Origin of the sequence: Streptomyces rugosispiralis (genome assembly GCF_024505145.1) — a bacterium.
Lineage (GTDB): Bacteria > Actinomycetota > Actinomycetes > Streptomycetales > Streptomycetaceae > Streptomyces > Streptomyces rugosispiralis.
The window spans coordinates 1-22,345 of record NZ_JANIAA010000035.1 but is presented as its reverse complement, the minus strand read 5'-3'; the positions used below and the strand labels follow the sequence as shown (position 1 = coordinate 22,345).

The 22,345-nt window shown below is 70.9% G+C and carries 21 protein-coding genes and 1 pseudogene; 11 read left to right on the top strand and 11 right to left on the bottom strand.

Annotated elements, in window-relative coordinates:
- Positions 1-132: 132 nt before the first annotated feature.
- Positions 133-519, top strand: a complete 387-nt coding sequence (locus NP777_RS35345) for a helix-turn-helix domain-containing protein (protein ID WP_391858638.1) — start codon at positions 133-135, stop codon at positions 517-519.
- A 41-nt stretch (positions 520-560) separates the two neighbouring features.
- Here NP777_RS35345 and NP777_RS48645 read toward each other — a convergent pair whose 3' ends face one another.
- The 4 genes from NP777_RS48645 to NP777_RS35330 all read right to left on the bottom strand — a co-directional run bounded on the left by NP777_RS48645 (position 561) and on the right by NP777_RS35330 (position 4,211).
- On the bottom strand, positions 561-749 hold the full coding sequence (locus NP777_RS48645; RefSeq protein ID WP_391858637.1) for a hypothetical protein: 189 nt from the start codon (positions 747-749) through the stop codon (positions 561-563).
- Positions 697-1,311 (bottom strand): YciI family protein, encoded by a 615-nt coding sequence (locus NP777_RS35340; protein ID WP_256654280.1) that lies wholly within the window; start codon positions 1,309-1,311, stop codon positions 697-699. The genes NP777_RS48645 and NP777_RS35340 overlap by 53 nt, the downstream gene beginning before the upstream one ends.
- Before the next feature lie 71 nt (positions 1,312-1,382).
- On the bottom strand, positions 1,383-2,693 hold the full coding sequence (locus NP777_RS35335) for an exo-alpha-sialidase (protein ID WP_256654279.1): 1,311 nt from the start codon (positions 2,691-2,693) through the stop codon (positions 1,383-1,385).
- Between the two features lie 219 nt (positions 2,694-2,912).
- Positions 2,913-4,211 carry a phosphatase PAP2 family protein gene (locus NP777_RS35330; RefSeq protein ID WP_256654278.1) on the bottom strand — a complete coding sequence of 433 codons (1,299 nt, stop codon included), beginning with the start codon at positions 4,209-4,211 and terminating at the stop codon, positions 2,913-2,915.
- A 501-nt stretch (positions 4,212-4,712) separates the two neighbouring features.
- Here NP777_RS35330 and NP777_RS35325 point away from each other — a divergent pair.
- Positions 4,713-6,128 (top strand): acyltransferase, encoded by a 1,416-nt coding sequence (locus NP777_RS35325; protein WP_256654277.1) that lies wholly within the window; start codon positions 4,713-4,715, stop codon positions 6,126-6,128.
- Between the two features lie 86 nt (positions 6,129-6,214).
- Here NP777_RS35325 and NP777_RS35320 read toward each other — a convergent pair whose 3' ends face one another.
- Together NP777_RS35320 and NP777_RS35315 are read right to left on the bottom strand one after the other, a co-directional pair.
- Positions 6,215-7,081 (bottom strand): helix-turn-helix domain-containing protein, encoded by an 867-nt coding sequence (locus NP777_RS35320; RefSeq protein WP_256654276.1) that lies wholly within the window; start codon positions 7,079-7,081, stop codon positions 6,215-6,217.
- A 73-nt stretch (positions 7,082-7,154) separates the two neighbouring features.
- A complete protein-coding gene (locus NP777_RS35315; protein WP_256654275.1) occupies positions 7,155-8,123 on the bottom strand; it encodes a hypothetical protein in 969 nt (322 codons plus the stop codon).
- A 227-nt stretch (positions 8,124-8,350) separates the two neighbouring features.
- Between NP777_RS35315 and NP777_RS35310 the strand changes: the two genes are divergently transcribed.
- From NP777_RS35310 to thrS, 6 genes are all read left to right on the top strand, one after another.
- Complete coding sequence (locus tag NP777_RS35310; protein WP_256654274.1) at positions 8,351-9,085, top strand: response regulator transcription factor; 735 nt, start codon at positions 8,351-8,353, stop codon at positions 9,083-9,085.
- Positions 9,082-9,897 carry a sensor histidine kinase gene (locus NP777_RS35305; protein WP_256654273.1) on the top strand — a complete coding sequence of 272 codons (816 nt, stop codon included), beginning with the start codon at positions 9,082-9,084 and terminating at the stop codon, positions 9,895-9,897. Before NP777_RS35310 ends, NP777_RS35305 begins: the two co-directional genes overlap by 4 nt.
- Before the next feature lie 122 nt (positions 9,898-10,019).
- Positions 10,020-11,264 (top strand): cytochrome P450, encoded by a 1,245-nt coding sequence (locus NP777_RS35300; protein WP_256654272.1) that lies wholly within the window; start codon positions 10,020-10,022, stop codon positions 11,262-11,264.
- A 41-nt stretch (positions 11,265-11,305) separates the two neighbouring features.
- Positions 11,306-11,503, top strand: coding sequence for a ferredoxin (locus NP777_RS35295; RefSeq protein WP_256654271.1), 198 nt, complete (start codon positions 11,306-11,308; stop codon positions 11,501-11,503).
- On the top strand, positions 11,500-12,690 hold the full coding sequence (locus NP777_RS35290) for an NAD(P)/FAD-dependent oxidoreductase (protein ID WP_256654270.1): 1,191 nt from the start codon (positions 11,500-11,502) through the stop codon (positions 12,688-12,690). Before NP777_RS35295 ends, NP777_RS35290 begins: the two co-directional genes overlap by 4 nt.
- A 235-nt stretch (positions 12,691-12,925) precedes the next feature.
- Positions 12,926-14,248 carry a threonine--tRNA ligase gene (thrS, locus tag NP777_RS35285; protein WP_256654269.1) on the top strand — a complete coding sequence of 441 codons (1,323 nt, stop codon included), beginning with the start codon at positions 12,926-12,928 and terminating at the stop codon, positions 14,246-14,248.
- 68 nt (positions 14,249-14,316) lie between these two features.
- Here thrS and NP777_RS35280 read toward each other — a convergent pair whose 3' ends face one another.
- Positions 14,317-14,916 (bottom strand): hypothetical protein, encoded by a 600-nt coding sequence (locus tag NP777_RS35280; protein WP_256654268.1) that lies wholly within the window; start codon positions 14,914-14,916, stop codon positions 14,317-14,319.
- Complete coding sequence (locus NP777_RS35275; protein WP_256654267.1) at positions 14,910-15,611, bottom strand: hypothetical protein; 702 nt, start codon at positions 15,609-15,611, stop codon at positions 14,910-14,912. The genes NP777_RS35280 and NP777_RS35275 overlap by 7 nt, the downstream gene beginning before the upstream one ends.
- A gap of 126 nt (positions 15,612-15,737) precedes the next feature.
- On the opposite strand from NP777_RS35275, the gene NP777_RS35270 reads away from it, so the two are divergent.
- Positions 15,738-16,277: a GNAT family N-acetyltransferase gene (locus NP777_RS35270; protein WP_256654266.1), complete on the top strand. Its 540-nt coding sequence runs from the start codon at positions 15,738-15,740 to the stop codon at positions 16,275-16,277.
- A 78-nt stretch (positions 16,278-16,355) separates the two neighbouring features.
- Here NP777_RS35270 and NP777_RS35265 read toward each other — a convergent pair.
- Positions 16,356-16,601 (bottom strand): annotated as a pseudogene (locus tag NP777_RS35265) (MarR family winged helix-turn-helix transcriptional regulator); the annotation flags it as partial.
- Between the two features lie 66 nt (positions 16,602-16,667).
- Complete coding sequence (locus tag NP777_RS35260) at positions 16,668-18,767, bottom strand: MDR family MFS transporter (protein WP_256654265.1); 2,100 nt, start codon at positions 18,765-18,767, stop codon at positions 16,668-16,670.
- A 164-nt stretch (positions 18,768-18,931) separates the two neighbouring features.
- Between NP777_RS35260 and NP777_RS48235 the strand changes: the two genes are divergently transcribed.
- Both NP777_RS48235 and NP777_RS35250 read left to right on the top strand, forming a co-directional pair.
- Positions 18,932-19,999, top strand: coding sequence for a peptidoglycan-binding domain-containing protein (locus NP777_RS48235; RefSeq protein ID WP_256654264.1), 1,068 nt, complete (start codon positions 18,932-18,934; stop codon positions 19,997-19,999).
- Between the two features lie 151 nt (positions 20,000-20,150).
- Positions 20,151-20,801 (top strand): HAD-IA family hydrolase, encoded by a 651-nt coding sequence (locus tag NP777_RS35250; RefSeq protein ID WP_256654263.1) that lies wholly within the window; start codon positions 20,151-20,153, stop codon positions 20,799-20,801.
- A gap of 92 nt (positions 20,802-20,893) precedes the next feature.
- Here NP777_RS35250 and NP777_RS35245 read toward each other — a convergent pair whose 3' ends face one another.
- On the bottom strand, positions 20,894-21,475 hold the full coding sequence (locus NP777_RS35245) for a TMEM165/GDT1 family protein (protein WP_256654262.1): 582 nt from the start codon (positions 21,473-21,475) through the stop codon (positions 20,894-20,896).
- Positions 21,476-22,345: the final 870 nt, after the last annotated feature.

Genomic DNA, 22,345 nt, shown 5'->3' with positions numbered 1-22,345 from the left:
CAAGGCCAGAAGGGCTGGCGGAGGTCCTCCCGCCGTCCCGCGACACGCGCATGGTCATCATCGCGCGGCCCTTCACCGTGAACAGCGGGGGAGTTCAGCCAGAGAGTCCGCGACCTGATCCGTGACCGGAACATGAGCGTGCGGGCGGTCGCCCGCCACCTGAACTACGACCACGCTTATCTGTCCCGCGTGCTCGGGGGAAAGCAGCAGCCGTCGAGGCAACTCGTCACGGCGTTGGACCACCTGCTCGAAACAAACGGGGAACTGGCCGACATCGCGGTACGAGTAGCACCGCCAACGGATTCGCCGGAAGCGACTGAATCACCGGCCATCACTGATCGGATACTCAGGCTCAACGAGGCGCGTGGAGCCGACTTCGCGCACGCCATCCGGGGGACTTACGATCATCGGTATGAGCGCGTTCCTCGCGAATCTCTCGGGGGACCGCTCCATCGCAAGCGAAGGGACTGGTCGGCACCCGCCGCACCCGGAATCTCCTCGGGTCGGACCACGCTGTGATACGTGAACGGACGTGATGAAGCCGCTCTGGCAGGCGGGGTTCACAGATGTCGACCCGTTCTGCCGAGAAAAGTCAAGGACAACCGCCGCACCCCGACATACGCCATGCCAGTCCCCCTCTGCTCAGACAACAAGGGAACGCTGAACTCGGGCGCGGGCAGGGCGATCTCCTCGCCCTCATGGGAGAGATCTTCCAGAAACGCCAGATCCTCCCGTGAGTGATCCCGCACGCACCACAGCGGGCGACGGCCGCCCGCCGAACTGCCAGCGGTGGACCTCGATGTCCGCGTACCGGTCCGGGGTCAGGACAGCGCGGGCCGTCTCCGGGTCGGGTGCTCGGACCAGTGCCGCCGTACCCAGCCACGTGCTTTCGTCGTCGGACAGGAGTGGCCCGTAGACGATCAGCTCATCCCGGTCGGCGGGCACGGCGACGTCGGCGGGCTCGCCCGAGCCCAGGCCGAGCACCAGGAATCGGTTGCCCCCGGTCCGGCCCCCGGGGAATTCCCACATCGTGCGCCCCAGCACATTGCGCCACCGCCGCAACAGTACGTCCCGGTACACACCGGCCTGGTAGCCCGGCTCGTCGAAGACGAACGAGCGGGCGGCTGCCGGGTCGGGCAGGTCCACGATGTGCACGCTGCCGGTCGGCACCCCGCCGGTGTCGGAGAGGGTCGGTCCTCGGGCGATCATCTCCGACGCATACCGGTCCATGTAGGACCAGTGTTCTTCGACCAGCTCTTGGCGCAGAGCCGGCGAGCCGGGCCGGTCGCGGTGGTAGCAGAAGAACTCCATGCCGGACAGTCTTTCGACGCATGGGCGCCCGGTACAGCGGATATCGGCGGGGGCCGGTCAACGGTCGGGGGTCACATGCCATTCGTGCCGTGGTACGGGCGGCACACTCCGCCGTCGTAGTCGGTCGCGATCTCCAGTAGCTGGTGTCCGTCGGCCGAGGGCAGCAGGCTGGAGCTGTAGTTGGGGCAGAAGTCGACCTTGTCCGACTTCACGGAGACGGGGGCCGGGATCTCCTTCCAGGCGCCCTCTCCGCCCTTGCTGTTGGTCCAGACCGTGCGGCCGCTGCCCTCGGCCTTGCTGCCATCCGCGTTGTACATCACCTGTCCGACCAGCAACAGTTTGCCCTGCGGATTTCCCTCCTCCGGCGTCCAGGCCAGGGTCGGCGCGTGCTTGAAGTACTTGCCGTCCGCCGTCTGGGGCCGGGTGCCGAGGTTGGCGGGGTCGCCCCAGTCCCAGCCGTCGGGCGAGGTGCGGTAGTGGACGACGCAGGAGAACTTGGGGTCGTCGGAGCAGATCTCGTACGTCATGACGTACGTGCCGTTCGGCAGCTTCCGTACGACCGCCATTCCGGGGCGGTCGGAGACCGGGGCACTGGCGACGGTGTCATGCGGGCCGTCCCATGAGACGCCGTCCCGTGAGCGTGCGGCGACGAGCTTCTGACTGTGGTTCGGATCGGTCTCGTCGGAGTAGTGGCAGACCAGGTTGCCGTCGGCGTCGATGGAGAACTCCGGCTCCCACAGCCCGTTGGCGTCCGGCGCGGAGGCGACCGTGGACAGATGGGTCCAGTTGCGTCCCACGTCCGTGCTCTTGAACACGCGTATCGACATGTGGCGGTCGGCTTTGGGTACGTCCTGGCCGAAGGAGGCGGCCCACAGCAGTGTGCCGGCCGGCATGTCGCCGACCTGTTGCGGCAGTTCGTAGAGGACCGAGCAGCACAGCCCCTTGCCGTCGGCGGACGCGGGGTCGGCGATGGTGCCCACCTGGTTGAAGTTCGCTCCGCCGTCGGTGCTCTCCTGAATGGCGCCGATGCCGTTGCCGCCGTTGGGGACGACGGTCGAGGCGAGCACGCGGCCGTTGTCCTTCCCGCTGTGCTCCAGGCGGATCGCCCGGGGGTAGAGGCCCGCGCCGTCGCGCAGCGGCTTGGGGTCCGTCTTCCGCAGGGCCGCCGCGCTGCCCTCCCCGTTCTTCGCCTCCGCGTCGGGGGAGCCGGAGCCCTGGGAGCCGGAGCCCTTGGCGCCGGAGTCCTGGGAGGCGGTGGAGGACGCGGCTCCGGAGGCACCGTCCGACGTGTCCTGGCAGGCGGCCAGCCCGAACGCGGCGACGGCGGCCACCGCGGCGGTGGCGACCTTACGAGCGTGGCGATGTCCGGTGCGGCGTGACATGAGACTCCCTCCTGTTGGCGCGGGTGGCCCCGTCCCTGCGTTTCGGGGGCCCGTGACACCAAGGCTGTCCGCCGCCGCTGATGATCCTCTGGCGATCGGCTAACGCATCGCTAACCGCCTCGGGAGCCGCCGCCCTATGGCCGTCTTCATGGCCGTCTTCATGGCCGTCTTCATGGCCGTCTCATGGCCGTCTCATGGCCGCCTTACGGTCGACACGGCTCACACCATCTCGGGCCGCGGTTCCGGCCGCAGCGCCGGTACGGCCTTCGGCTCCCACAGCCTGGTGGTCCGTACATAGCCATGGATCACCGAGCCCATCGCCAGCAGGAGAAGGGGTCCGAACAGCCATGGGTGTCTGGCCATGTCCACCGGCAGATAGCGGTAGGCCACCAGGAGGGCGGCGAAGACCGCCGCGCCGTGGGCGACCAGTTGGGTACCCGACCGGTCCCAGCCACGTGCGAGCGAGCGCAGCGCCGCCTCGATCGTGAGCGCGAAGACCACACCGGCGACGAGATCCACGCCGTAGTGGTAGCCGAATCCCAGCGTCGCGCCGAGCGTGGCGACCAGCCAGAACGTTCCCGCGTACCGCAGGATTCGCGGGCCCTGGCGGGAATGGATGAAGATCGAGGTGGCCCATGCCGTATGCAGACTGGGCATGCAGTTACGCGGCGTGACCTCGTCGAAGGGCATCGCATGCGGGACGCTGATGGGCGGCGGGGTGTGCGGCCACAGGTTGGCCAACGCCCAGTGCTCGCCGCCGGTGCCAAAGGCGCCGCCGCCGTAGGCGAAGATCGGTCCGACCACCGGGAAGACCATGTAGATGGCCGGCCCGAGGAGCCCGATGGCCAGAAAGGTGCGCACCAGATGGTGGCGCGGGAAGCGGCGTTCGGCCGCCACTTTGCGCAGTTGATAGATCGAGACGATGACCGCGGCCACCGGAAGCTGAATGTAGACGTAGTCGAGGATATGGGCGCCGACCGGGCCCATGGCCTCGACGATCCGGCCCGCCAGCCACGACGGGTTCCCCAGCGCGTGATCGGCGGTCGCCAGGTACGGATCGAGCACCGCCGGGCGGGTCTTCGCCGTGATGAGCAGCCAGGTGTCGCCGGTCTTACGGCCGGCCACCAGCAGCAGCCCCAGCCCGACGCCCTTCAGCAGCAGGGCGCGTTCCCGGCCGGTACGGCGCGTGACCGCGATGACCGCACAGCCCAGCATCACCCACAACGCGCCATTGCCGAAGGGGTGCCCCTCGGTCACCTTCGCGTCGGCCACCCACCGCATCACGAAGATGACGATGTCGATGCCGATCGCGGCACCGGCCGCGATGAACCGCTCCCGCCAGGTGAGCACCACCATCATCAAGCCCATACCGGCGTACAGCAGAAAGCCCGATTTGGGGGCGAATATCACCTCTCGCGCCTGACCGGCCATCGGCCCCGACAAGCCGTAACGGCGCGCGGTGAACTCCAGCGCGACGAGGAACCCGAGGAGCGCCACACCAGCCGTGGCCCACAGCATCACCCGTGGTCGGCGCCACGCGGTGAACGTTATTCTGCTGTTTATTCGCGAAAACACCCGCGATGCTATAGGAATCAATTGTTTGGCCGATTTGCTAGATGTGGGTTGTAGGTCACTCTTCGCACCGGATAGCACGGTTTTCCGGTGAAGGGCGGGCGATGGGGGCGCTCGTCGTGAGTTCGGATCATGCTATCCGAGCGACGCGGGCGGGGCTCCGCCCAGGACGGGCGGCGGCTGTTGGCGCGGGCGCGGGGCTCGTGCCGCGCCGGCTCCCGTCGGCCCCCAGCCGGTCCGCCCGCGAGGTTCCCCAAGGTTCCGTAAGGTTCCGGCGGGTCCAGCGGGTTCCGGGGTTCCGGCGAGGACGCCCCAGCGGGGTCGGCCACGCTTATTTTCAAAATTGCCTGAAACACGTTCTAGTCAAAGAGACCGCTCTCGACCGGGGGTAAGGTCGATACGTCAACCCAGAAACATTCGGGCCGGGCGAAAGAATGTGCGAAAATAATGGCATCCCCCACTGCCACCGAGAGCAGCACCAAGCGAACGTTCACCGTACGAGCCGAAGCGGCGACCGGTGACCGCATACGCTTGAGCGTCTACGACATGCTCATCGGGTTGGTCTACACCCCCCGTACCTTTTTCTATCGCGAGACGCTCGACGGCGAAGCGCTCCGCGCCTCCCTCAGCAGAACACTGCGCCATTTCCCGATGGTTTCCGGCCGTATGAAGAGGGATCCCGACGGCCGCCTCAGCGTGCTCTGCGACGACTCCGGTGTGCGCTTCATCGAGACATCCGCATCCGTGCCCATGCCGGACCACGGGCCGCACCACACCGCCAAAAAGGGCATCAACCGCTATCTGAGTCATGTCAACCCGCTCCAGCTGGTCGACCACGACACACCGCTTTTCACGGTGAAGCTCACCCATATGAAGGGCGGCGGCTCCGTCCTGGGTTTCACGATGAACCACGCCGTGGCCGACGGATCCGCCTATATGAGGTTCCTGGAGAGCTGGTCGCGTGAGCATCGGGGGCTCGGGTACACCGGGCCCGGCCACGACCGCGGCGTCATCGACGCGCTCGCGGAACCCGTCGCGCGGGACGCCCGGCCGGACAGCCCTCATTTCACGGTCACCCGGCGAGGCATGAAGTCCGTCTTCGTGGGCCGCATCCTTCTGGGCAGCATCGCCAAGACGACGACGATGGTGATCACCCGCTTCACGGCCGCCGAACTGGCCACCATGAAGGACGCGGCGATGGCCGACCTCGCGGGCACCGGGCAGTGGATCTCGACCAATGACGCACTGACCGGCCATCTGTGGAAGGTGCTCGGCGCATTGCGTGCCCGCCCCGACACGAGCGAGGAAAGGCTCGGCCTCCTCGCCGACTTCCGCGCGTTCGCCGGTGGAGCCGTACCGGAGGACTACTGGGGCAACACCGTCACCAACACCCGGCCCGCGATGAGCGCGGCCGAACTGCGCTCACGCCCACTCGGCGAGGTCGCCATGGCGGTCCGCTCGGGCTATGCCGCGAACACGGAGCAGAAAATCCGCCAGGAAACGGCGTTCCTCCGTGCCGAATACGAGGCGGGACGCCTGAAGCGCATCCTTCCCACCATGACGCTCGACAAGTTCGAGAACACCATCGTGATCAACAACTGGTCCAAGCTCCCCTTCTACAGCCTCGACTTCGGGCAGGGCACACCCTTCTGGTACGACGTCCCGGCGCTTCCCACGCCCTGGACCGTGCTCATCGCGCCGACTCCGGCGGATGCGGCCGGTGGCCGCGATGTGCACATGGCGGTGCCCCGCGCACTGGTCCGTACCCTTCAGGAAAAGCCCTGGACCGACCGGTTCCACCAATACGCGGATTCCGGCGAGATCTCCCCGCTCACTTTCGGAGCGGCCAGAGCCGAACGCTGAGTAAGCCGGAAGACCGCTGGAAAACCGCTGGAAAACCGTGGGCCGTGGGGCCGATCCCCACGGCCCGCTCTTCCCATATGCCGGGCTCAGCCGGATGACAGCGGTAGCGCGGTCCGGCCGGCGGCAACTCGCAAGTGCTCCAGTTTTTCCTCGTCCGGAGTGCCCGGCTCTGCCGTATAGGTCACGATCCTCACATCGTGGTCAGGCACCTTCAGTACGTCGTTGTCGAGGCTTATCTCCCCCACCAGGGGATGCCGCAGGCGTTTGTGGCCACCCAGGCGTGAGCCGAGCACCGGGGCATTCCACAGCCCTCGGAACTCCTCGCTATGGCTCATGACCTCATCAATCAGAACTCTGAATTCCTCATCATGAGGGTATGCTCCGCGCGTGATCCGAAGGTCCGCGACGAGAGCCGCCTTGAATTCGGTGGCACCCTGCTCGACAGGAAAGAGCGGATGGCCCGGCCCCGACGGCTCCTGGAACACCGCGCGCACCAGGTTTCGTTCCTCGGGTGGCCGAAGGGACGGGTCACCCAGCAAGGCCGCCCACATGGATGTCCAAGTCAGCAAGGTCCATGAGGCGGAGAACACCCCCACCGGAATGTTCCCCCAGCGGCTGACGAGCCGCTGTACGCCAGGCGGCATCTGGTGCGGGATGCCTTGGGGCGTCGGCGGAAGAAGCCCGGCCACCAGGTGGAAGTGGCAGGTTTCATTCGTACTCAGTTGCAGCGCGCGGGCCAGGGAGGCCACGACGTCCCGAGACGGGCGCAGGGCCCGGCCTTGTTCAAGACGCAGAAGGTAATCCGTGGATATTCCGGCCAGCAGGGCGAGTTCTTCGCGGCGCAGACCGGCGGTGCGTCGCCGTCGGGTGGCCGGCAGTCCAACGTCTGCGGTCGTGATGCGGGCACGCCATGCACGCAGTGTGTTACCCAGCGCATTCTCTGGACGACTCATGTTCCCATTGTCCCCGACCCCGCGGTCGACAGCGTGGGACTGCCGTTCCTGGGATGGCGAACCCGCTGCCGCCTCAGTCGAGGTGACCGAGGTGAGCCGTCAGGAGATTCGCGTCCCCGCCTGTGGTGAGCGCACCGCTGGCGACGTAGACCGTATCGCCGTCGACCGCCACCGCCGTGGTGTTCTGCAGACCATCGCGCTCATCGAGAACGACACGGTCAGCCTTGCCCGGAGTGATGAGGACCACCTTGTTCGGGATATTGAGCGCGGCCAGCAACTGATCCCCGCGACCGGTGAAGGCAAAATCATCGACGCTGTCCAGTCCGGATGCCTTGACCTGATGCGGACCGGCCGTTCCCTTGCCGGTCAGCGGTATACGAAGGATCGTTCCCCGGTCGATATTGGACGCCCATACGGCTCCGTTGTGCACCTTCACGCCATTGGCGCCGAAGAAGTGAACCGGGGCGAGATCCTCTCCCGCGGCCCACAGCTTGGCGGTTCCGCCGTGCGGTCCGACCTGCCAGATTCGGCCCTGTGTGGAGTCAGTGATGTAGAAGTTCCCCGTACGTTCGTCCCTGGCGAGTCCATTGAGGAAGCTCGCGGCAGGCAGAGCGGCGACGCGTTCCGGCTTGCCTCCCGGGCGCAGTTTCCACAGCCCGGTGAGGTGTTCGTCCCCTGCCGAGTAGAGGAAGTAGAGGGTTCCATCTCCGGTTCGTTCGATCCCCGTCACGGAGGCGGTCCCGGTGGCGGGGGTGTTCACGCCCCCATCCGCGGGGAGGGGCATGGTCGCCAATACCTCGACTCGTCCGCCGCGCGTGACGTGAGCCACCTGCCGCGACAGGATGAGGCCGACATCCGCCGACCCGTTCGGCCGCACGACGACGCTCTCCGCCACCTGCCCGGCCGGACGGTCGAAGTGGGCGACGATCCGCGGGTGCGAGAGGGGCGGTGCGGCCGCCTCGGCTGTTGCCGAGACCGCGGTAAGTCCGATCGCCGCGGCGGCGGTGGTCACCGCCAGGCGGAAAACGAGGTGTTTCGGCATGGTCGCCTCCGGGAGATACGCGCTTCGTAGCGGTCAGGCCACCTGGCCCGCCGAAAGCAGCCTCAACGCATCCGCGTGGCCCAGCCAGTACCCGGCTTATCCCTGGAATCGCAGGACCACGATGTGGGTGGTGACGGCACGTGGCTGTGCTTCGCCCTGTCCGGATCTCATCGGTCGCGGTCAAGGCCCCCGTGCCCCGGAACGGTCGGTTCACGTAGTGTCATGGCGTGTACGGGAGTGTCAGCGAGAAACCAGCGCCGGCCCGTGGCAACGGGCAGCGCATCCTGGTCGTCGACGATGAATCGAGAATCGCCGAGCTGCTCTCGACCACCCTCGAACTGGCCGGTTACCGGGTCGGCACCGCGGCCACCGGCGGGGAGGCGCTCGACCGCGTCGGGCGGGACCGGCCCGACCTGGTGATCCTCGATGTGATGCTGCCGGATCTGGACGGCTTCACGGTGTGCCGGCGCCTGGTGGCGGCCGACGAGAACCATCCGCCGGTGCTCTTCCTCACCGCCCGCGACTCGCTCGACTCGCTGGTCACCGGGCTCGGCATCGGCGGCAACGACTACGTCACCAAGCCGTTCCGGATCGCCGAGGTGCTGGCCCGGGTGCAGGCCCTGCTGCGCACCCGCGGCCGGCGGCGGGAGGAGCCGTCGCCGCACTACGCCGATCTGGTGCTGGACGAGACGACCCGTCAGGCCCGGCGCGGGCGGCGGGCGCTGGAGCTGACCCCGGCGGAGTTCCGGCTGCTGCGCTATCTGCTGGTCAACGCGGGGCAGGTGCTGTCCAAGGAGCAGATCGGCGAGCATCTGTGGGTGGCGGACCACCGGCGCTACGGGGACAACGCCATCGAGAAGCTGGTCTCCCGCCTCCGGCACAAGGTCGACGAGGCCGGACCCGCCCTGATCCACACCCGCCGTGGCTTCGGCTACTGGCTCGGCGTACTCGCCTCCGGATGAGCATGCACGAGCGCCAGCAGCGGCTCGAGGTCCTGCTGCACGAGCTGCGCACCTCCCTCACCACCATCCGCGGCTGGGCCGAACTCCCGCTCCAGGGGCTCAGCGACGATCCCGAGCTGATGGTGCGCGCCCTGCGCCGGATCCAGGACGAGGCCGACCATATGCACCAGGCGGTCCAGCAGGTGTTCCCGCGCGCGGACGCCTCCTGGACTCGGCCGCTGGAGATGGAACCGGTCGATCTGCGGGACGTGGCCGACGAGGCGGTGGCGGATCTCGGTCTGCTCGACCCCGAACGCCCCATCGCCCGCGAGAACTCCGGCCTGGCGACCGTCGTCGCCGACAACCGCATGCTGCGGCACGCCGTGCGCAATCTGCTGGACAACGCGCTGCGCCACACCCCCGCCGGGTCGCCGGTGACCGTGGCGGTACGCGGCCCGGTGGCGGGGGCCGGGACGAGGGCCGGAACCGGGGCCGGGGCCGGGACCGGAACCAGGGCCGGGACCGGAACCAGGGCCGGGGCCGGGGTCGGAACCGGGACCGGGGCCGGAACCGGGGCCGGGCCCGGCGGAATACCGCGCGTCGAGCTTTCGGTCAGCGACCAGGGGCCGGGCATGGGCTCGCAGGACATCGCCCGGCTCACCTCCCCGCGCGACGAGGACGGCCGGATCGAGCCGGGCGGCGGCATCGGCCTCACCATCGTGCGGCGGGTGGTCGAGCGGCACGGCGGAGAGGTGAGCGTCAGCAGCGCACCGGGCCGCGGCACCACGGTGACCGTGGCCTTCCCCACTGTCAGCGTTTCGTCAGGAAACTGACCGGAGGGAGTCAGGTCGAGCGGGTTCGCTGGTCACCACGTCCCCCGTAACGAAGTCACCCGTCCCCACCGATCCGAAGGTTCACGCTCCGCTCCCATCGGAACCCCCACCCGAGGAGAGACATGACCGAGACGCTGGCAGCGACCGCGCCCGAGACGGAAGAGCCGCTTCCGGAGTTTCCGATGCCGCGGGCGACCGGCTGCCCCTTCGCCCCTCCCCCGACCGCGCGGGCGCTGCACTCCGAACGGCCGGTCGCGCGCGTACGGCTGTGGGACGGCAGCGCGCCCTGGCTGGTGACCCGGTACGCCGACCAGCGCGCCCTGCTCGCCGACCGGCGGGTCAGCTCCGAGTCCACGCTGCCCGGATTCCCGCACGCGAGCGCCGGCTTCCGTGAGAACGCCGCGCGGCGGCGGTCCTTCATCACCATGGACGACCCCGAGCACGCCAGGATCCGCCGGATGGTCACCGGACCGTTCGCGATCAAGCGGATCGAGGCGATGCGGCCCGACGTCCAGAAGATCACCGACGAGCTGATCGACACCATGCTGGCCGGGCCGACCCCGGCCGACCTGGTCCGGGCGCTCGCGCTGCCGCTGCCGTCGCTGGTGATCTGCAAGCTGCTCGGAGTGCCGTACGAGGACCACGACTTCTTCCAGCGGAACAGCTCGCTGATGATCAACCGGCACTCCTCGGCCGAGGAGGTGGTCGGCGCCAACGAGGCGCTGACCGACTATCTGGACGGGCTGGTCGCCGCCAAACTCGCCGACCCCGCGGACGACATGCTCTCCGAGCTGGCCGAACGGGTCAGGGCCGGTGAGCTGACCCGGCGCGAGGCCGCCAACATGGGCGTGCTGCTGCTGGTCGCCGGTCACGAGACCACCGCCAACATGATCGCCCTCGGCACGGTGGCCCTGCTGGAGAACCCCGATCAGCTCGCCGTCCTGCGGGACGCCGAGGACCCGAAGGTGGTTGGCAAGGCCGTCGAGGAGCTGCTGCGCTACCTGTCCATCGTGCACAACGGCCGTCGCCGGGTCGCGCTGGAGGACATCGAGGTCGGCGGCGAGACCATCCGCGCCGGAGAGGGGATCATCGTCTACACCGGCACCGGCAACTGGGACGAGGAGGTCTTCCCCGAGCCCGATCGGCTGGACATCGGCCGCGACGCCCGCCGCCATGTGGCGTTCGGCTTCGGCGTCCACCAGTGCCTGGGCCAGCCGCTGGCCCGGATGGAGCTGCAGGTGGTCTACGGCACGCTCTACCGCCGTATCCCCACCCTGCGGCTGGCCACCGGAATCGACCAACTACCGTTCAAACACGACGGTTTGGTCTACGGCGTCTACGAGCTGCCCGTCACCTGGACATCATGAGCGGCGAAGGCGACAGCAGCAGCGAAGGCAAGGGAGTCACCATGCGTGTGGAAGTCGATGTGCCCAAGTGTGTGGCGTCGGGGCAGTGCGTGATGATCGCACCCGATGTGTTCGACCAGCGGGAGGAGGACGGCATCGTGGTCCTGCTGGACGAACAGCCCGCCTCCGAACTCCACGCCGATGTGCGGGAGTCCGCGGTGGTCTGCCCGGCGGCGGCGATACGGGTGATCGAGAAGTGAAGCACGTGGTGGTGGTCGGTGGCTCCGCCGCCGGTCTGGCGGCGGCGGAGACGCTGCGCCGGGAGGGGTACGAGGGCACGCTCACGCTCATCGGCGATGAGCCGTACCACCCGTACGACCGGCCACCGCTGTCCAAGCAGATCCTCGGCGGCCAGTGGGAGCCCGACCGGGTGCCGCTGCGCGCCCCCGCCGATCTGGACGCGCTCGGCCTGGATCTGCGCCTCGGCGTCGCCGCGACCGGGCTCGACCTCGCGGGCCGTACGGTCGCGCTGGCCGATGGGGCGCGGGTGCCGTACGACGGCCTGGTCATCGCCACCGGCGTCCGCCCGCGCCGGCTGCCCGGCGACGGCGGGGAGCACGCACATGTGCTGCGCACCCTGGACGACGCCCTCGCCCTGCGGGACCGGCTGGGCCAGGGGCGGCGGCTGGCGGTGGTCGGCGCCGGGTTCCTCGGCGCCGAGGCGGCCGCCGTCGCGCGGGGGCTGGGCGCGGAGGTGACGCTGCTGGAACCGGCGCCGGTGCCGCTGGCCCCGGCGGTCGGCGAGCGGGTCGGCCGGATGCTCGCCCAGGCCCACCACGACCACGGCGTGGATCTGCGCACCGGGGTCGCGGTGGCCGAGGTGGCCGACGGCGGGGTGCGGCTGACGGACGGCACGCTCGTCGAGGCCGACGAGGTGCTGATCGCGATCGGCTCGGTGCCCAACACCGGCTGGCTGGAGGGCAGTGGGCTCACCCTGGGCGACGGCCTGGAGTGCGATGAGTACAGCGCCGCCGCGCCGGGGGTGTACGGCGCGGGGGACGTGGCCCGCTGGCACAATCCGCTGTTCGGCACGGCGATGCGGATCGAGCACCGGACCAACGCCACCGAGCAGGGCATGGCCGTGGCCCGCAACCTCCTCCGCCCGGACGAGCGGCGGCCGTTCGCCCCGGTGCCGTACTTCTGGTCGGACCAGTACGACTTCCGGATCCAGGCGCACGGGTATCTGCGCGGCCATGAGGAGGTCGCGGTGGTGGAGGGCGATCCGGCGGAGCGGAAGTTCCTGGCCGTCTACCGCTCCGGGGACCGGGTGGCCGGTGTGCTGGCCGTCGGGATGCCGCCGAAGGCCGTGCGCACGTGGCGGCAGGCGGTCGCGACGCGGGCGGCGTGGCGGGACGCGGTGGGCGAGCTGCTGCCGGAGGGCGCGTAGCGGTGCCGCGTGTGGCGTAGCGGATGCCGCGCGTGGCGTAGCGGATGCCGCGCGTGGCGTAGCGGATGCCGCGTGTGGCGTAGCGGATGCCGCGCGTGGCGTAGCGGGTGCCGCGTGTGCGGGCCGTGGCCCGGTGTGGCGTACGCCCGGAAAATCGCCGGGCGGGCCGCGCCGGGCCTTGCTACGGTGAGCGGCATGAAGCGCGCTGCCACTGCCGTGACGACGACGCCGGAGAGTGTCCCGGCGCGCTGATCGATGTTCTGATCCGAAGCCCCGGGGCGAGTGCCCCGGGGCTTCGCCGTGCGGTCACTCGCCTCACGTCGACGAGGAGACCGCGATGCCCGACCACCGCAAGCTGGGCCGTGAACTGGGCCTGTTCGACACCGACCCGCTGATCGGCGCGGGCCTGCCGTACTGGCTGCCGGACGGCGCGACCGTACGGCACACCCTGGAGGAGTACATCCGCACCGCCGAGCGGCGGGCGGGCTACCGGCATGTGTACTCGCCGGTGCTCGGCAAACGGGAGCTGTACGAGCTGTCGGGCCACTGGCAGCACTACAGCGACGACATGTTCCCCCCGGTGGAACTGGGCGCGGAGCAGGTCGTACTGCGCCCGAGCCTGTGCCCCCACCACGCGGTCATCTACCGCTCCCGAGGCCACAGCTACCGCGAACTGCCCCTTCGGATGGCCGAGTTGGGCGGGATGTACCGCTCGGAGCTGTCGGGGGTGCTCGGCGGGCTGACCCGGGTTCGGGCCATCCAGCTGAACGACGCCCATATCTTCTGCACCCTGGACCAGGTCGCCGACGAGGCGGGGGCCGCCCTGGAGATGATCCGCCGGGCGTACGAGGCACTCGGCATCACCCCGGCCCGCTATCGGCTCTCCCTCCCGGGCCCCGGCGGCAAGTACGTCGCCGCCCCCGAGATGTGGCGCCGCTCGACCGCCCTCCTGACCGGCGTCCTGGACCGCTCCGGGCTGCCGTACGAGGCGGTGGAGGGCGAGGCCGCGTTCTACGGCCCCAAGATCGATGTGCAGGTCGCCGACGGTGCGGGCCGGGAGTCCACCCTGTCCACCGTGCAGGTCGACTTCCACCAGCCCGAACGGTTCGATCTGCACTACATCGGGCCGGACGGCGCCCGGCACCGCCCGGTCATGGTCCACCGCAGCATCATCGGCAGCGTGGAGCGGGCCGTGGCCCATCTCATCGAGGAGCACGGCGGCGCCTTCCCCGCCTGGCTGGCCCCCACTCAGCTGGTGGCCCTGCCGGTCTCCGAGGCCGAGCTGGCGCGGGCCGAGGAGTTCGTCCGGCGGTGCGATGAACTCGGTCTGCGCGCCGAGCTGGCCGGACCGGACCGCGGCACCCTGGGCGCCCGCGTCCGGGAGGCCCGCCTCATCCCGTACCAGGCCGTGGTGGGCGCGCGGGAGGCCGCGGACGGCCGGGTTGCCCTGCGCCTGCGGGACGGCCGCCGCCTGGACCCGCTACCGGCCGGTGAGGCGCTGGCCCGGATCGACGCGCTGGTGAAGGCGCACAGCCCCGAGCTGTGGGATGCGGCGTAGCGGGTGCCCGGCGGATCGTGCCGCCCGCGGCGGGCCGGGAAAGATCCGCCGGACACCCCGCTGGGCGCTCAGATGCTGATGAGGCGCTCCAGCACATTGCGATAGCCCCGCATCGCCAGGCGCAGCTCCTCCGTCTCCGAGATGACCGCGTCGTCCTCGTGCCAGGCGGCACGGAGGGTGGTGCGGCGTTCGGCGAGGAGGTCGGTGAGGCGGGCGGCCACCTCCACGAGCAGGGCGTCGGCCTCCTCCACGGCGCCGCGTGGGGAGTCCACGAAGCCGCTGACCGCGTACCGAAGCCGCTGGGTCAGCTTGTCGTGTTCGCTCGTGGGCAGCACGGGGAAGCTGGGGCCGTTCGGGGTGTTCGACGGCTCGCCCGACGGCTGGGCGGAGGACCCGTTCGCCGGCGTGGGCCCGCTTCCGTTCGTCGGCGTGGGCCCGCTTCCGTTCGTCGGCGTGGGCCGACTGCCGTTCGTCGGCTCGTGCGTCGGCACCGCCGCGTGCCAGGACGTCATCGGTTCGGCCGCCTCCGCGTTGCCCGGCGGCTGGGACAGCGGATCCGCGTTGCCCGGCCGCTGGGACAGCGGAGCCACCTCGTGCTTCTCCAGCCCATGGCGCCGCTGTCCGTCGTTCTCCGCCGGGCCGGACGGGTCGTTCGGGTCCGTCACCACGCGCCGCCCTTCCTGGTGTGGCCGAACCGCGTATGGCCCGTCCCCATCCCCGTCCCGGACCCCGGCAGCCACTTCCGGTGGCCGCTCCCGCTCCGCCGCTCGCCGTGGTGGTGCTGCCGCGCGGTCTCGGAGCCGGTCGGGGCGCCGTGGTGCGGTGGCCTGACCAGATCCTCGAAGAACGGCCGGGCGTGCACCACGGCCTCGCGCAGCTCCTCGGTGTCCGCGCGCCCCTCACGGGCGCGGGCGGCCGTGTCATGGATCTGCCGGTAGCCCTGGACGTGGTCGGCGTGGTGCACGGACAACGCCGCCACCTGCTCCTCGTAATGGCCCGACGGGTAGCCACGGTCGTGGGCGAGCCGGGCCAGGAGCTGATCGGCGCCGGTCACCGCGTGTTCCGGCGACTCGATGAACATCTCCTGCATACCGGCCCACTCGGCGACGTACCGCTCGCGCAGCTCACCGGGCAGGGCCTCGGTCCTCAGATCGCCGTACAGCCGCAGCCGTTCCTCGAGTTCCCGCTCCGCCGCCTTGGTGTCGCCCGCGTGCTGGGCGACGTTCAGTTCGTACTCGGGCCCGAAGCGGCGTCGCAGAGCGCGTTCCTTACGGCTGGCGCCCGCGCGGACGACGCGGATGATGAGCGCGGCCGCGAGGACGACCGCGACGACAACCACGATGCTGATCGCACCAGTTGACATGGTCTGCTTCTGCCTTCCCGCTGGCTTCCCCCTCCGCGTTCGGGGGGCTCCTCTCTTCGGGTAGCCCGGTCTCCGGCCCTCAAACTGCGGTGCGTCGGAGGTGTGGTGGGTGCCAGGATGCGGACCATGACGAGTACGCCCCATGCCCACGCCGGTTCGCGCGCCGACGCCTCCCCCGCGTGGACGGTCGCCGCGCGGCCCGTCGACGACCCCGTCTCGGTCATGCTGCTGCGCGAGTACCTCGTCGATGTCGCCGACCGCTACTACCGGCTCCACGAGGAGCGGGACTCGACCCCGGAGGAGATCGAGCAGGCGCTCGCCGAGATGCCCAGCGACGATCTCGCCCCGCCGCGGGGCGTGTTCCTGCTGGCGCACCACGAGGGCGAACTCGCCGGATGCGCGGGGGTGCGGCTGATGGACGCGCGTACGGCGGAGCTGAAGCGGGTGTACGTACGGCCCGCCAAGCGAGGCCTGGGCGGAGGCGCCGCACTGCTCGCGGCCGTCGAGGCGGCGGCGGTCGAACTGGGCGCCGGTCGGATCGTGCTCGACACCCGCCTCGATCTGGTCGAGGCGCGTGGGCTCTACGCGCGCCACGGCTACCGGGAGGTTCCGGCCTTCACGGACGGGCCGTACGCCGAGGTCTGGATGGCCAAGGAGCTGGGGTGAGGCCGGGGTGCGCCGGGGTGCCGGCCCTCGCCCCCTGATCCGCCCGGTGGTCCGCCCGCACAATCCACCCGAAACCGCCTAGGTCAAGTCGACGGGGCGCGTCCGCAGCTTGGCGGCCATGCGGGCCAGGGCCCGCTGGTCGGCGGCGGTCAGCGGGTCGAGCACCAGCTGACGCACCGCGCGCACATGCGTCGGCGCCGCGGCGACAACCACCTCGTAGCCGGCATCGGTCAGGGCGGCGATCGTGAAGCGGCCGTCGTCGGGATCGGGGGTGCGTTCCACCCATCCGCGCTGCTCGAACCGTTTGACGACATTGGAAGAGCGTCAGACCGGCCGCACGCTGTCGCGGGGCCGCGGTTTCCGGGCCCGAAGGCCCCTACCCACTACCCACTACCCACGCGGCGGCGGCGGTCTGCGGTGGTCCGGGCGGGGCGCGCCCTGTCTCGGCTGCTCCGCGTCCGAGCCGCACAGCTCGCGCGTCATCTCGTCCACCAGCTCGGTCAGATCGGACGGGCGGTCCGGTGACCACCAGTCGCCCAGGAGGTCCGCGAGGGACGCCTCGCGGGCCCGGTAGAGCCTGGTCGCGATCTCGCGGCCGTCGTCGGTGAGGAACAGCTCAAGACCGTAGCGGCGGCCCAGGCCCCGCGCCTCGATCTGGCGGACCGCCTCGGTGATGGCCCGCAGCGGTACGGGCGTGCGCTCGGCGAGCAGGGCGGGTTCGACCGAGCCGTAGTGCTGGATGCGCAGCAGCATCCAGCTCGCGGCGGGTCCGAGGTCGAGACCGGCGCGCCGGGTGATGTCCGCGTAGACCTCCCGGCGGCCCTCCCGGCTGCCCAGCAGGGACAGCGCGCGGGCGCATTCGTCGCGCGAGCTGCGTTCCACGGGGTTGCTGGCGAGTATCTCGCTGCCGTCGGGCGCGGTGACGCTGCCGCGCAGCGGCTCCTCCCGGAGGAACCAGGCGAGGAGGAAGGCGAGCAGCACGACGGGCACCGCGTAGAGGAAGACGTCGGTGATGGAGACGGAGAACGCGTGCCGGACCGCGGCCTGGTCCGCGGGCGGCAGCCGGCCGAGGGTGCGGGGGTCGGAGGTGAGGGCGCCGGGGGTGACACCGGGTGGCAGACGCCGTCCGGCGAGGGCGGCGGCGATATGGGGGCCGAGGCTGTTGGCGAAGATCGTGCCGAAGACGGAGACGCCGAACGAGGCGCCGATCGAGCGGAAGAAGGTCGCGCCGGAGGTGGCGACCCCCAGGTCCTGATAGCGGACGGAGTTCTGCACGATCAGCACCAGCACCTGGATGACCAGGCCGAGACCGCAGCCGAAGACGAAGAAGTACGCGCTCATCCCGGCCACCCCGCTGGACTCCCGCAGCTGGTGCATCAGCAGCAGCCCGACGGCGGTGACCGCGGTGCCCAGGACCGGGAAGACCTTGTAGCGGCCGGTGCGGCTGACCAGATGGCCGGAGACGGTGGAGGAGACCAGGGTGCCGAGGACCAGCGGCAGCAAATGGAGGCCGGAGGTGGTCGGCGAGACGCCCTGCACGATCTGGAGGAAGGTCGGCAGATACGTCATGCTGCCGAACATCGCGAAGCCGACGACGAAGCCGATGACCGCGCAGAGGGTGAAGGTGCGGCTGCGGAAGAGGGTGAGCGGCAGCACCGGCTCGGCGGCGCGGGTCTCCACCCGTACGAAGGCGGCCAGCAGCACCAGACCGGCCACCGCGAGCCCGACGATCTGCCAGGAGCCCCAGCCGTAGGTGACCCCGCCGAGGGAGGTCATCAGCACCAGGGCGGCGGCCACCACGGCGATCAGGAAGGTGCCGAGGTAGTCGATGGTGTGCGAGGTGCGGCGCACCGGGATGTGCAGCACGGAGGCGACGACCACGAGGGCGACGATGCCGATGGGCAGATTGACGTAGAAGACCCAGCGCCAGCTGAGGCGGTCCACGAACACCCCGCCCAGCAGCGGCCCCAGCACACTGGCGGCGCTGAAGACGGCACCGAAGAGGCCCTGGTAGCGGCCGCGGTCGCGGGGCGGGACGATATCGCCGACGATGGCCATCGACAGCACCATGAGCCCGCCGCCGCCCAGCCCCTGCAGCGCGCGGAAGGCGATGAGTTCCGCCATGTTCCCGGCGAGTCCGCACAGCACGGAGCCGATCAGGAAGATGACGATCGCGGTCTGGAAGAGCCTCTTGCGGCCGTACTGGTCGCCGAGCTTGCCCCACAGCGGGGTGGCCGCGGTCGAGGCGAGGAGATACGCGGTGACGACCCAGGACAGATGCTCCAGGCCGCCGAGATCGCTGACGATCGTGGGCAGCGCGGTGGAGACGATCGTCTGATCGAGCGCGGCGAGCAGCATGCCGAGCAGCAGCGCGCCGATGGCCACCAGGACCGTGCGCCGCGGCCGGCCGTCTCCCGGGCCGGGGGCCACGGCGCCGGGGGTTCCCGGGCCTCCTGGGGCCGGAGCCGGGCTGCCGGCGTCCCGCGCCATGGCGACTCCTCCTCGCTCCCCTCCGTCCCCTCCTCATCCTCATCCCATCCTCACCTTTATGCCCTGTTACGGCCCGCCGGACCGGTCCGCACGGCGGGCGAACACCTGCGCGGAGGGCGATCGGATGCGCATAATCGCTGCGAACTCCAGGGAGGGAAAGTTCCGTGACGGCAGAGTCCTGCCCGCACTGCTTCGCACCGGCGCGTGCCAACGGCCGCCCCGGCTGTACGTGTGCCGAACGTGCGGCCGCGTCCACCGCGACGGCAGGTGAGACCGATGACCAGACCCGGCCGAACCCCCAGGTGACGCTCCCGGAGGAGCGCCCGGCCGGCCCCGATCCACGTGATCTGCGCCTCTTCGACGAGGCGGAGGGGGCGGCGGAGGGGGCGGCGGAGGGAGAGGACGCCGCGAACACCGCGAACACCGCGAACGCCGGGAGCTCCGGGAGCTCCGGGAGCTCCGGGAGCTCCGGCACGGTAGGCGGCGAGGCCACGCGGGTGATCGACCGCGTCGAGGAGAGACCCGGCGGGGACGACGGGGACGAGACCGACGGCGACGCCGACGGAGACGCCCTCGCCCCCGGCCGTCACCGTAAGAGCAAGCGCAAGGTCATGGCGGCGGTGCTCGCGGGCGCGGCGGCCGTGGCGGTGGCCGGTTCGCTGGCGATCGGCACCGGTCTGCTCGGCGGTGACCACAAGGAGGACAACAGCGGCGGCGGCACCGCGAGCGACCACCCACTCGCCGACAGCACCGCCAGCCCCCCGGTCGAGGAGGAGCTGCCGGCCGAGGGGCCCGGCGCGTCGTCCGGCTCCCCCTCGTCGAGCACGACGCCCCGCCCCTCCGCGACCGGCTCGGCGCGGGCCGAGGCGACCCCGAGCGAGGGCCGCCCCTCGGGCTCGGCCCGCCCCTCGGCGTCGGCCTCCGCGACCGGCCCGGCGACGAAGCCCGGTCCGAGCGCGTCCGGCGATCCGACCTCCGCCCCCTCCGCCACCCCGGAGCCGCCCGGCCCGCCGGCGCTGCGCGAGGGCGACAGCGGGCCCGAGGTGGTCGAGCTGCAGAAGCGGCTGACCCAGTTGCTGCAGTACATCGGTGTGGCGGACGGGAAGTACGACGGGGGGCTGCGGAGGATCGTCTCCAGCTACCAGGATCAGCACGACATCACGGGCGATCCGGACGGCGTCTACGGCGAGAACACCCGCCGTGACCTCGAATCGAGAACCGACGAGCCGTAGGGACCCCCTGGCGCATAGCGGCCCCGCTTTGTATCGTGAAGGAACAAAGTGGTTCCGCCCGTTTTCCCTGACCGGCGGGCGGAGCCGCTTGTTTCCCTTTCCGTTGCGTCTTTCCGTGGGCCGTTGTCCGCGCTCGCGACCAGGAGTACCGATGTCCCTCACCGCCCGCGCACTCCTCCTCGACATGGACGGCACCCTGGTGAACTCGGACGCCGTGGTCGAGCGCTACTGGCGGATCTGGGCCGCCGAGCAGGGGCTCGACCCCGAGCAGGTCCTCAAGGTCGTCCACGGCCGCCAGGGCCACGCCACGATGGCCGCGCTGCTCCCGGACCGCCCGGTGGAGCGGAACCTGGCGGACAACCGCTGGATGCTGGAGCGCGAGACCACCGATCTCGACGGTGTCGTGCCGGTACCCGGCGCACCCGCCTTCATGGCCGCGCTGGCCGCGCTCCCGCACGCCCTGGTGACCTCCGCCGACGAGGCCCTCGCCCGCGCCCGCATGGGCGCCGCGGGACTGCCGATGCCGGAGGTACGGGTCACCGCGGAACGCGTCGGCGCGAGCAAGCCCGACCCGGAGGGCTTCCTGAAGGGCGCGGCCGAGTTGGGCTTCGCCCCGGCCGACTGCGTCGTCTTCGAGGACTCGGAGGCCGGTATCGCGGCGGGCCGGGCGGCCGGCATGCGAATCGTCGGCATCGGCCCGCGCGCCGGGGCCCACGCCCCGGACGCGCATGTGCGGGACCTGGAGCAGGTGCGGATCGAGGCCCTGGCCGACGGCACGATGCGGCTGCACTTCTCGGACTGAGCGCCGGGACGCGCCGGGACGCCTCCGGGACGCCTCCGGGACGCCTCCGGGTGCCCAGCCGGCTGGGCACCCGGGCCCGAGTCACCCGCCGGTCAGGCCCCGATGGCCTCGTACAGGCTGAACCCCGCCAGCGCCAGCATCACCAGGGCCGCGACCCTGGTGATCAGCCGCAGCGGTACGTACCGCATCAGGGTGCGGCCGCCCACGATGCCCAGACCCGCGACCGCCCACAGGGCCAGCAGCGCGCCGACGCCCACCGACAGCGGGTCGTCGTAGCGGGCGGCGAGGTTCGCGGTCATGATCTGGGTCAGATCGCCGAACTCGGCGATCAGGATCAGCATGAAGCCCGCCCCGGAGACCTTCCAGAAGCTCTGGTCGGCGGGCTTGCGGACCTCCTCCTCGTCGTCGTCCTTCTTGAAGAGCAGCATTGCCGCTCCCCCGAGGAAGAGCACTCCCACGATCGCCTGGAGCAGGCGGTGCGGCAGCAGGGTGAGCACGCTGCCCGCCGCGATCGCGAGCCCGACGTGCAGGGCGAAGGCGGCGGCCACGCCGACGAAGACGTACGACGCGCGGTAGCGGGTGCCGAGCATCAGCCCGGCCAGGGCGGTCTTGTCGGGCAGTTCGGCAAGGAAGACGACGCCGAAGACCACGGCGGCGACGGTGATGCTGAACACGGAATGGATACCTCGTAGATCGGGCCGCGCCAAGGGCCCCGGGGAGGGATCGCTTCGGCACGGCAGCGTCGGACACTGCGGCCGAAGGTCTCGCTGGCGCACGGCCTCCGCGTCACGCGGTGATCCGTACGCTCCGGGCGCCGGCCCGCACCTCGAGGGGCGGGCAGTATGTCGACGGTCCGGCGAGGAGCTACTCCCCTTCTGCTCCGCCCAGGATACGGGACCTCCCGCCACGCCCAGCCCCCGGGCCGCCACCAGGGCCACTCCCGCGACCGCCCCCGCGACCACCCGCCGGCGGCCCGAACGGCCCCACCGCGCCTTGCCCGCACGGGCCTTCCGCCGCCTCGCCGGTGCCGACGAGGCGGCGGGAGGTGTGACCAGTCCCACAAGCCCACGGCCCGGCCAAGCCCGCCGCCAGCGCGCCTCACGGGGCGCCCGGCTTTCCCCTCCCCGCCCCTTCCCGCAGCACCAATACGCGGCCCCGCCGCGCGGCAGGGGCTCCACCCCTGAACCCCGGGACCCGGGACGGAACCCCGCCACGCGGCAAAGCCACATATCGACGCTTTCCCCTCCCCGCCCCTTCCCGATACCAGGGGTTCCGCCCCTGGACCCCGGGCCCGGGGCGGACCCCCGCCACGCGGCGGAGTCGCATATCGATGCTGCGGGAAGGGGCGGAGCCTCGATCCGGCCCCGGGGTGGAGCCCCCGTTCGGGGTCTGGGGCGGAGCCCCAATCCGGGGCCCGGACCCAGGGCCCGATCCGGGGCCCGGGGCGGAACCCCGGCCCGAGGTCTGAGGCCAAGCACCGATCCGGGCCTGGGGCGCAGCCCCCGTTCGGGGCTGAGGCGGAACCCCGGCCCGGCGTCTGAGGC

Coding starts and splice junctions, on each gene's coding strand:
- NP777_RS35345 (WP_391858638.1), top strand. CDS start 133: ATGAGCGTGCGGGCGGTCGCCCGCCACCTGAACTACGACCACGCTTAT.
- NP777_RS35340 (WP_256654280.1), bottom strand. CDS start 1,311: ATGGAGTTCTTCTGCTACCACCGCGACCGGCCCGGCTCGCCGGCTCTG.
- NP777_RS35335 (WP_256654279.1), bottom strand. CDS start 2,693: ATGTCACGCCGCACCGGACATCGCCACGCTCGTAAGGTCGCCACCGCC.
- NP777_RS35330 (WP_256654278.1), bottom strand. CDS start 4,211: ATGCTGTGGGCCACGGCTGGTGTGGCGCTCCTCGGGTTCCTCGTCGCG.
- NP777_RS35325 (WP_256654277.1), top strand. CDS start 4,713: ATGGCATCCCCCACTGCCACCGAGAGCAGCACCAAGCGAACGTTCACC.
- NP777_RS35320 (WP_256654276.1), bottom strand. CDS start 7,081: ATGAGTCGTCCAGAGAATGCGCTGGGTAACACACTGCGTGCATGGCGT.
- NP777_RS35315 (WP_256654275.1), bottom strand. CDS start 8,123: ATGCCGAAACACCTCGTTTTCCGCCTGGCGGTGACCACCGCCGCCGCG.
- NP777_RS35305 (WP_256654273.1), top strand. CDS start 9,082: ATGAGCATGCACGAGCGCCAGCAGCGGCTCGAGGTCCTGCTGCACGAG.
- NP777_RS35300 (WP_256654272.1), top strand. CDS start 10,020: ATGACCGAGACGCTGGCAGCGACCGCGCCCGAGACGGAAGAGCCGCTT.
- NP777_RS35295 (WP_256654271.1), top strand. CDS start 11,306: ATGCGTGTGGAAGTCGATGTGCCCAAGTGTGTGGCGTCGGGGCAGTGC.
- NP777_RS35275 (WP_256654267.1), bottom strand. CDS start 15,611: ATGTCAACTGGTGCGATCAGCATCGTGGTTGTCGTCGCGGTCGTCCTC.
- NP777_RS35270 (WP_256654266.1), top strand. CDS start 15,738: ATGACGAGTACGCCCCATGCCCACGCCGGTTCGCGCGCCGACGCCTCC.
- NP777_RS35260 (WP_256654265.1), bottom strand. CDS start 18,767: ATGGCGCGGGACGCCGGCAGCCCGGCTCCGGCCCCAGGAGGCCCGGGA.
- NP777_RS35250 (WP_256654263.1), top strand. CDS start 20,151: ATGTCCCTCACCGCCCGCGCACTCCTCCTCGACATGGACGGCACCCTG.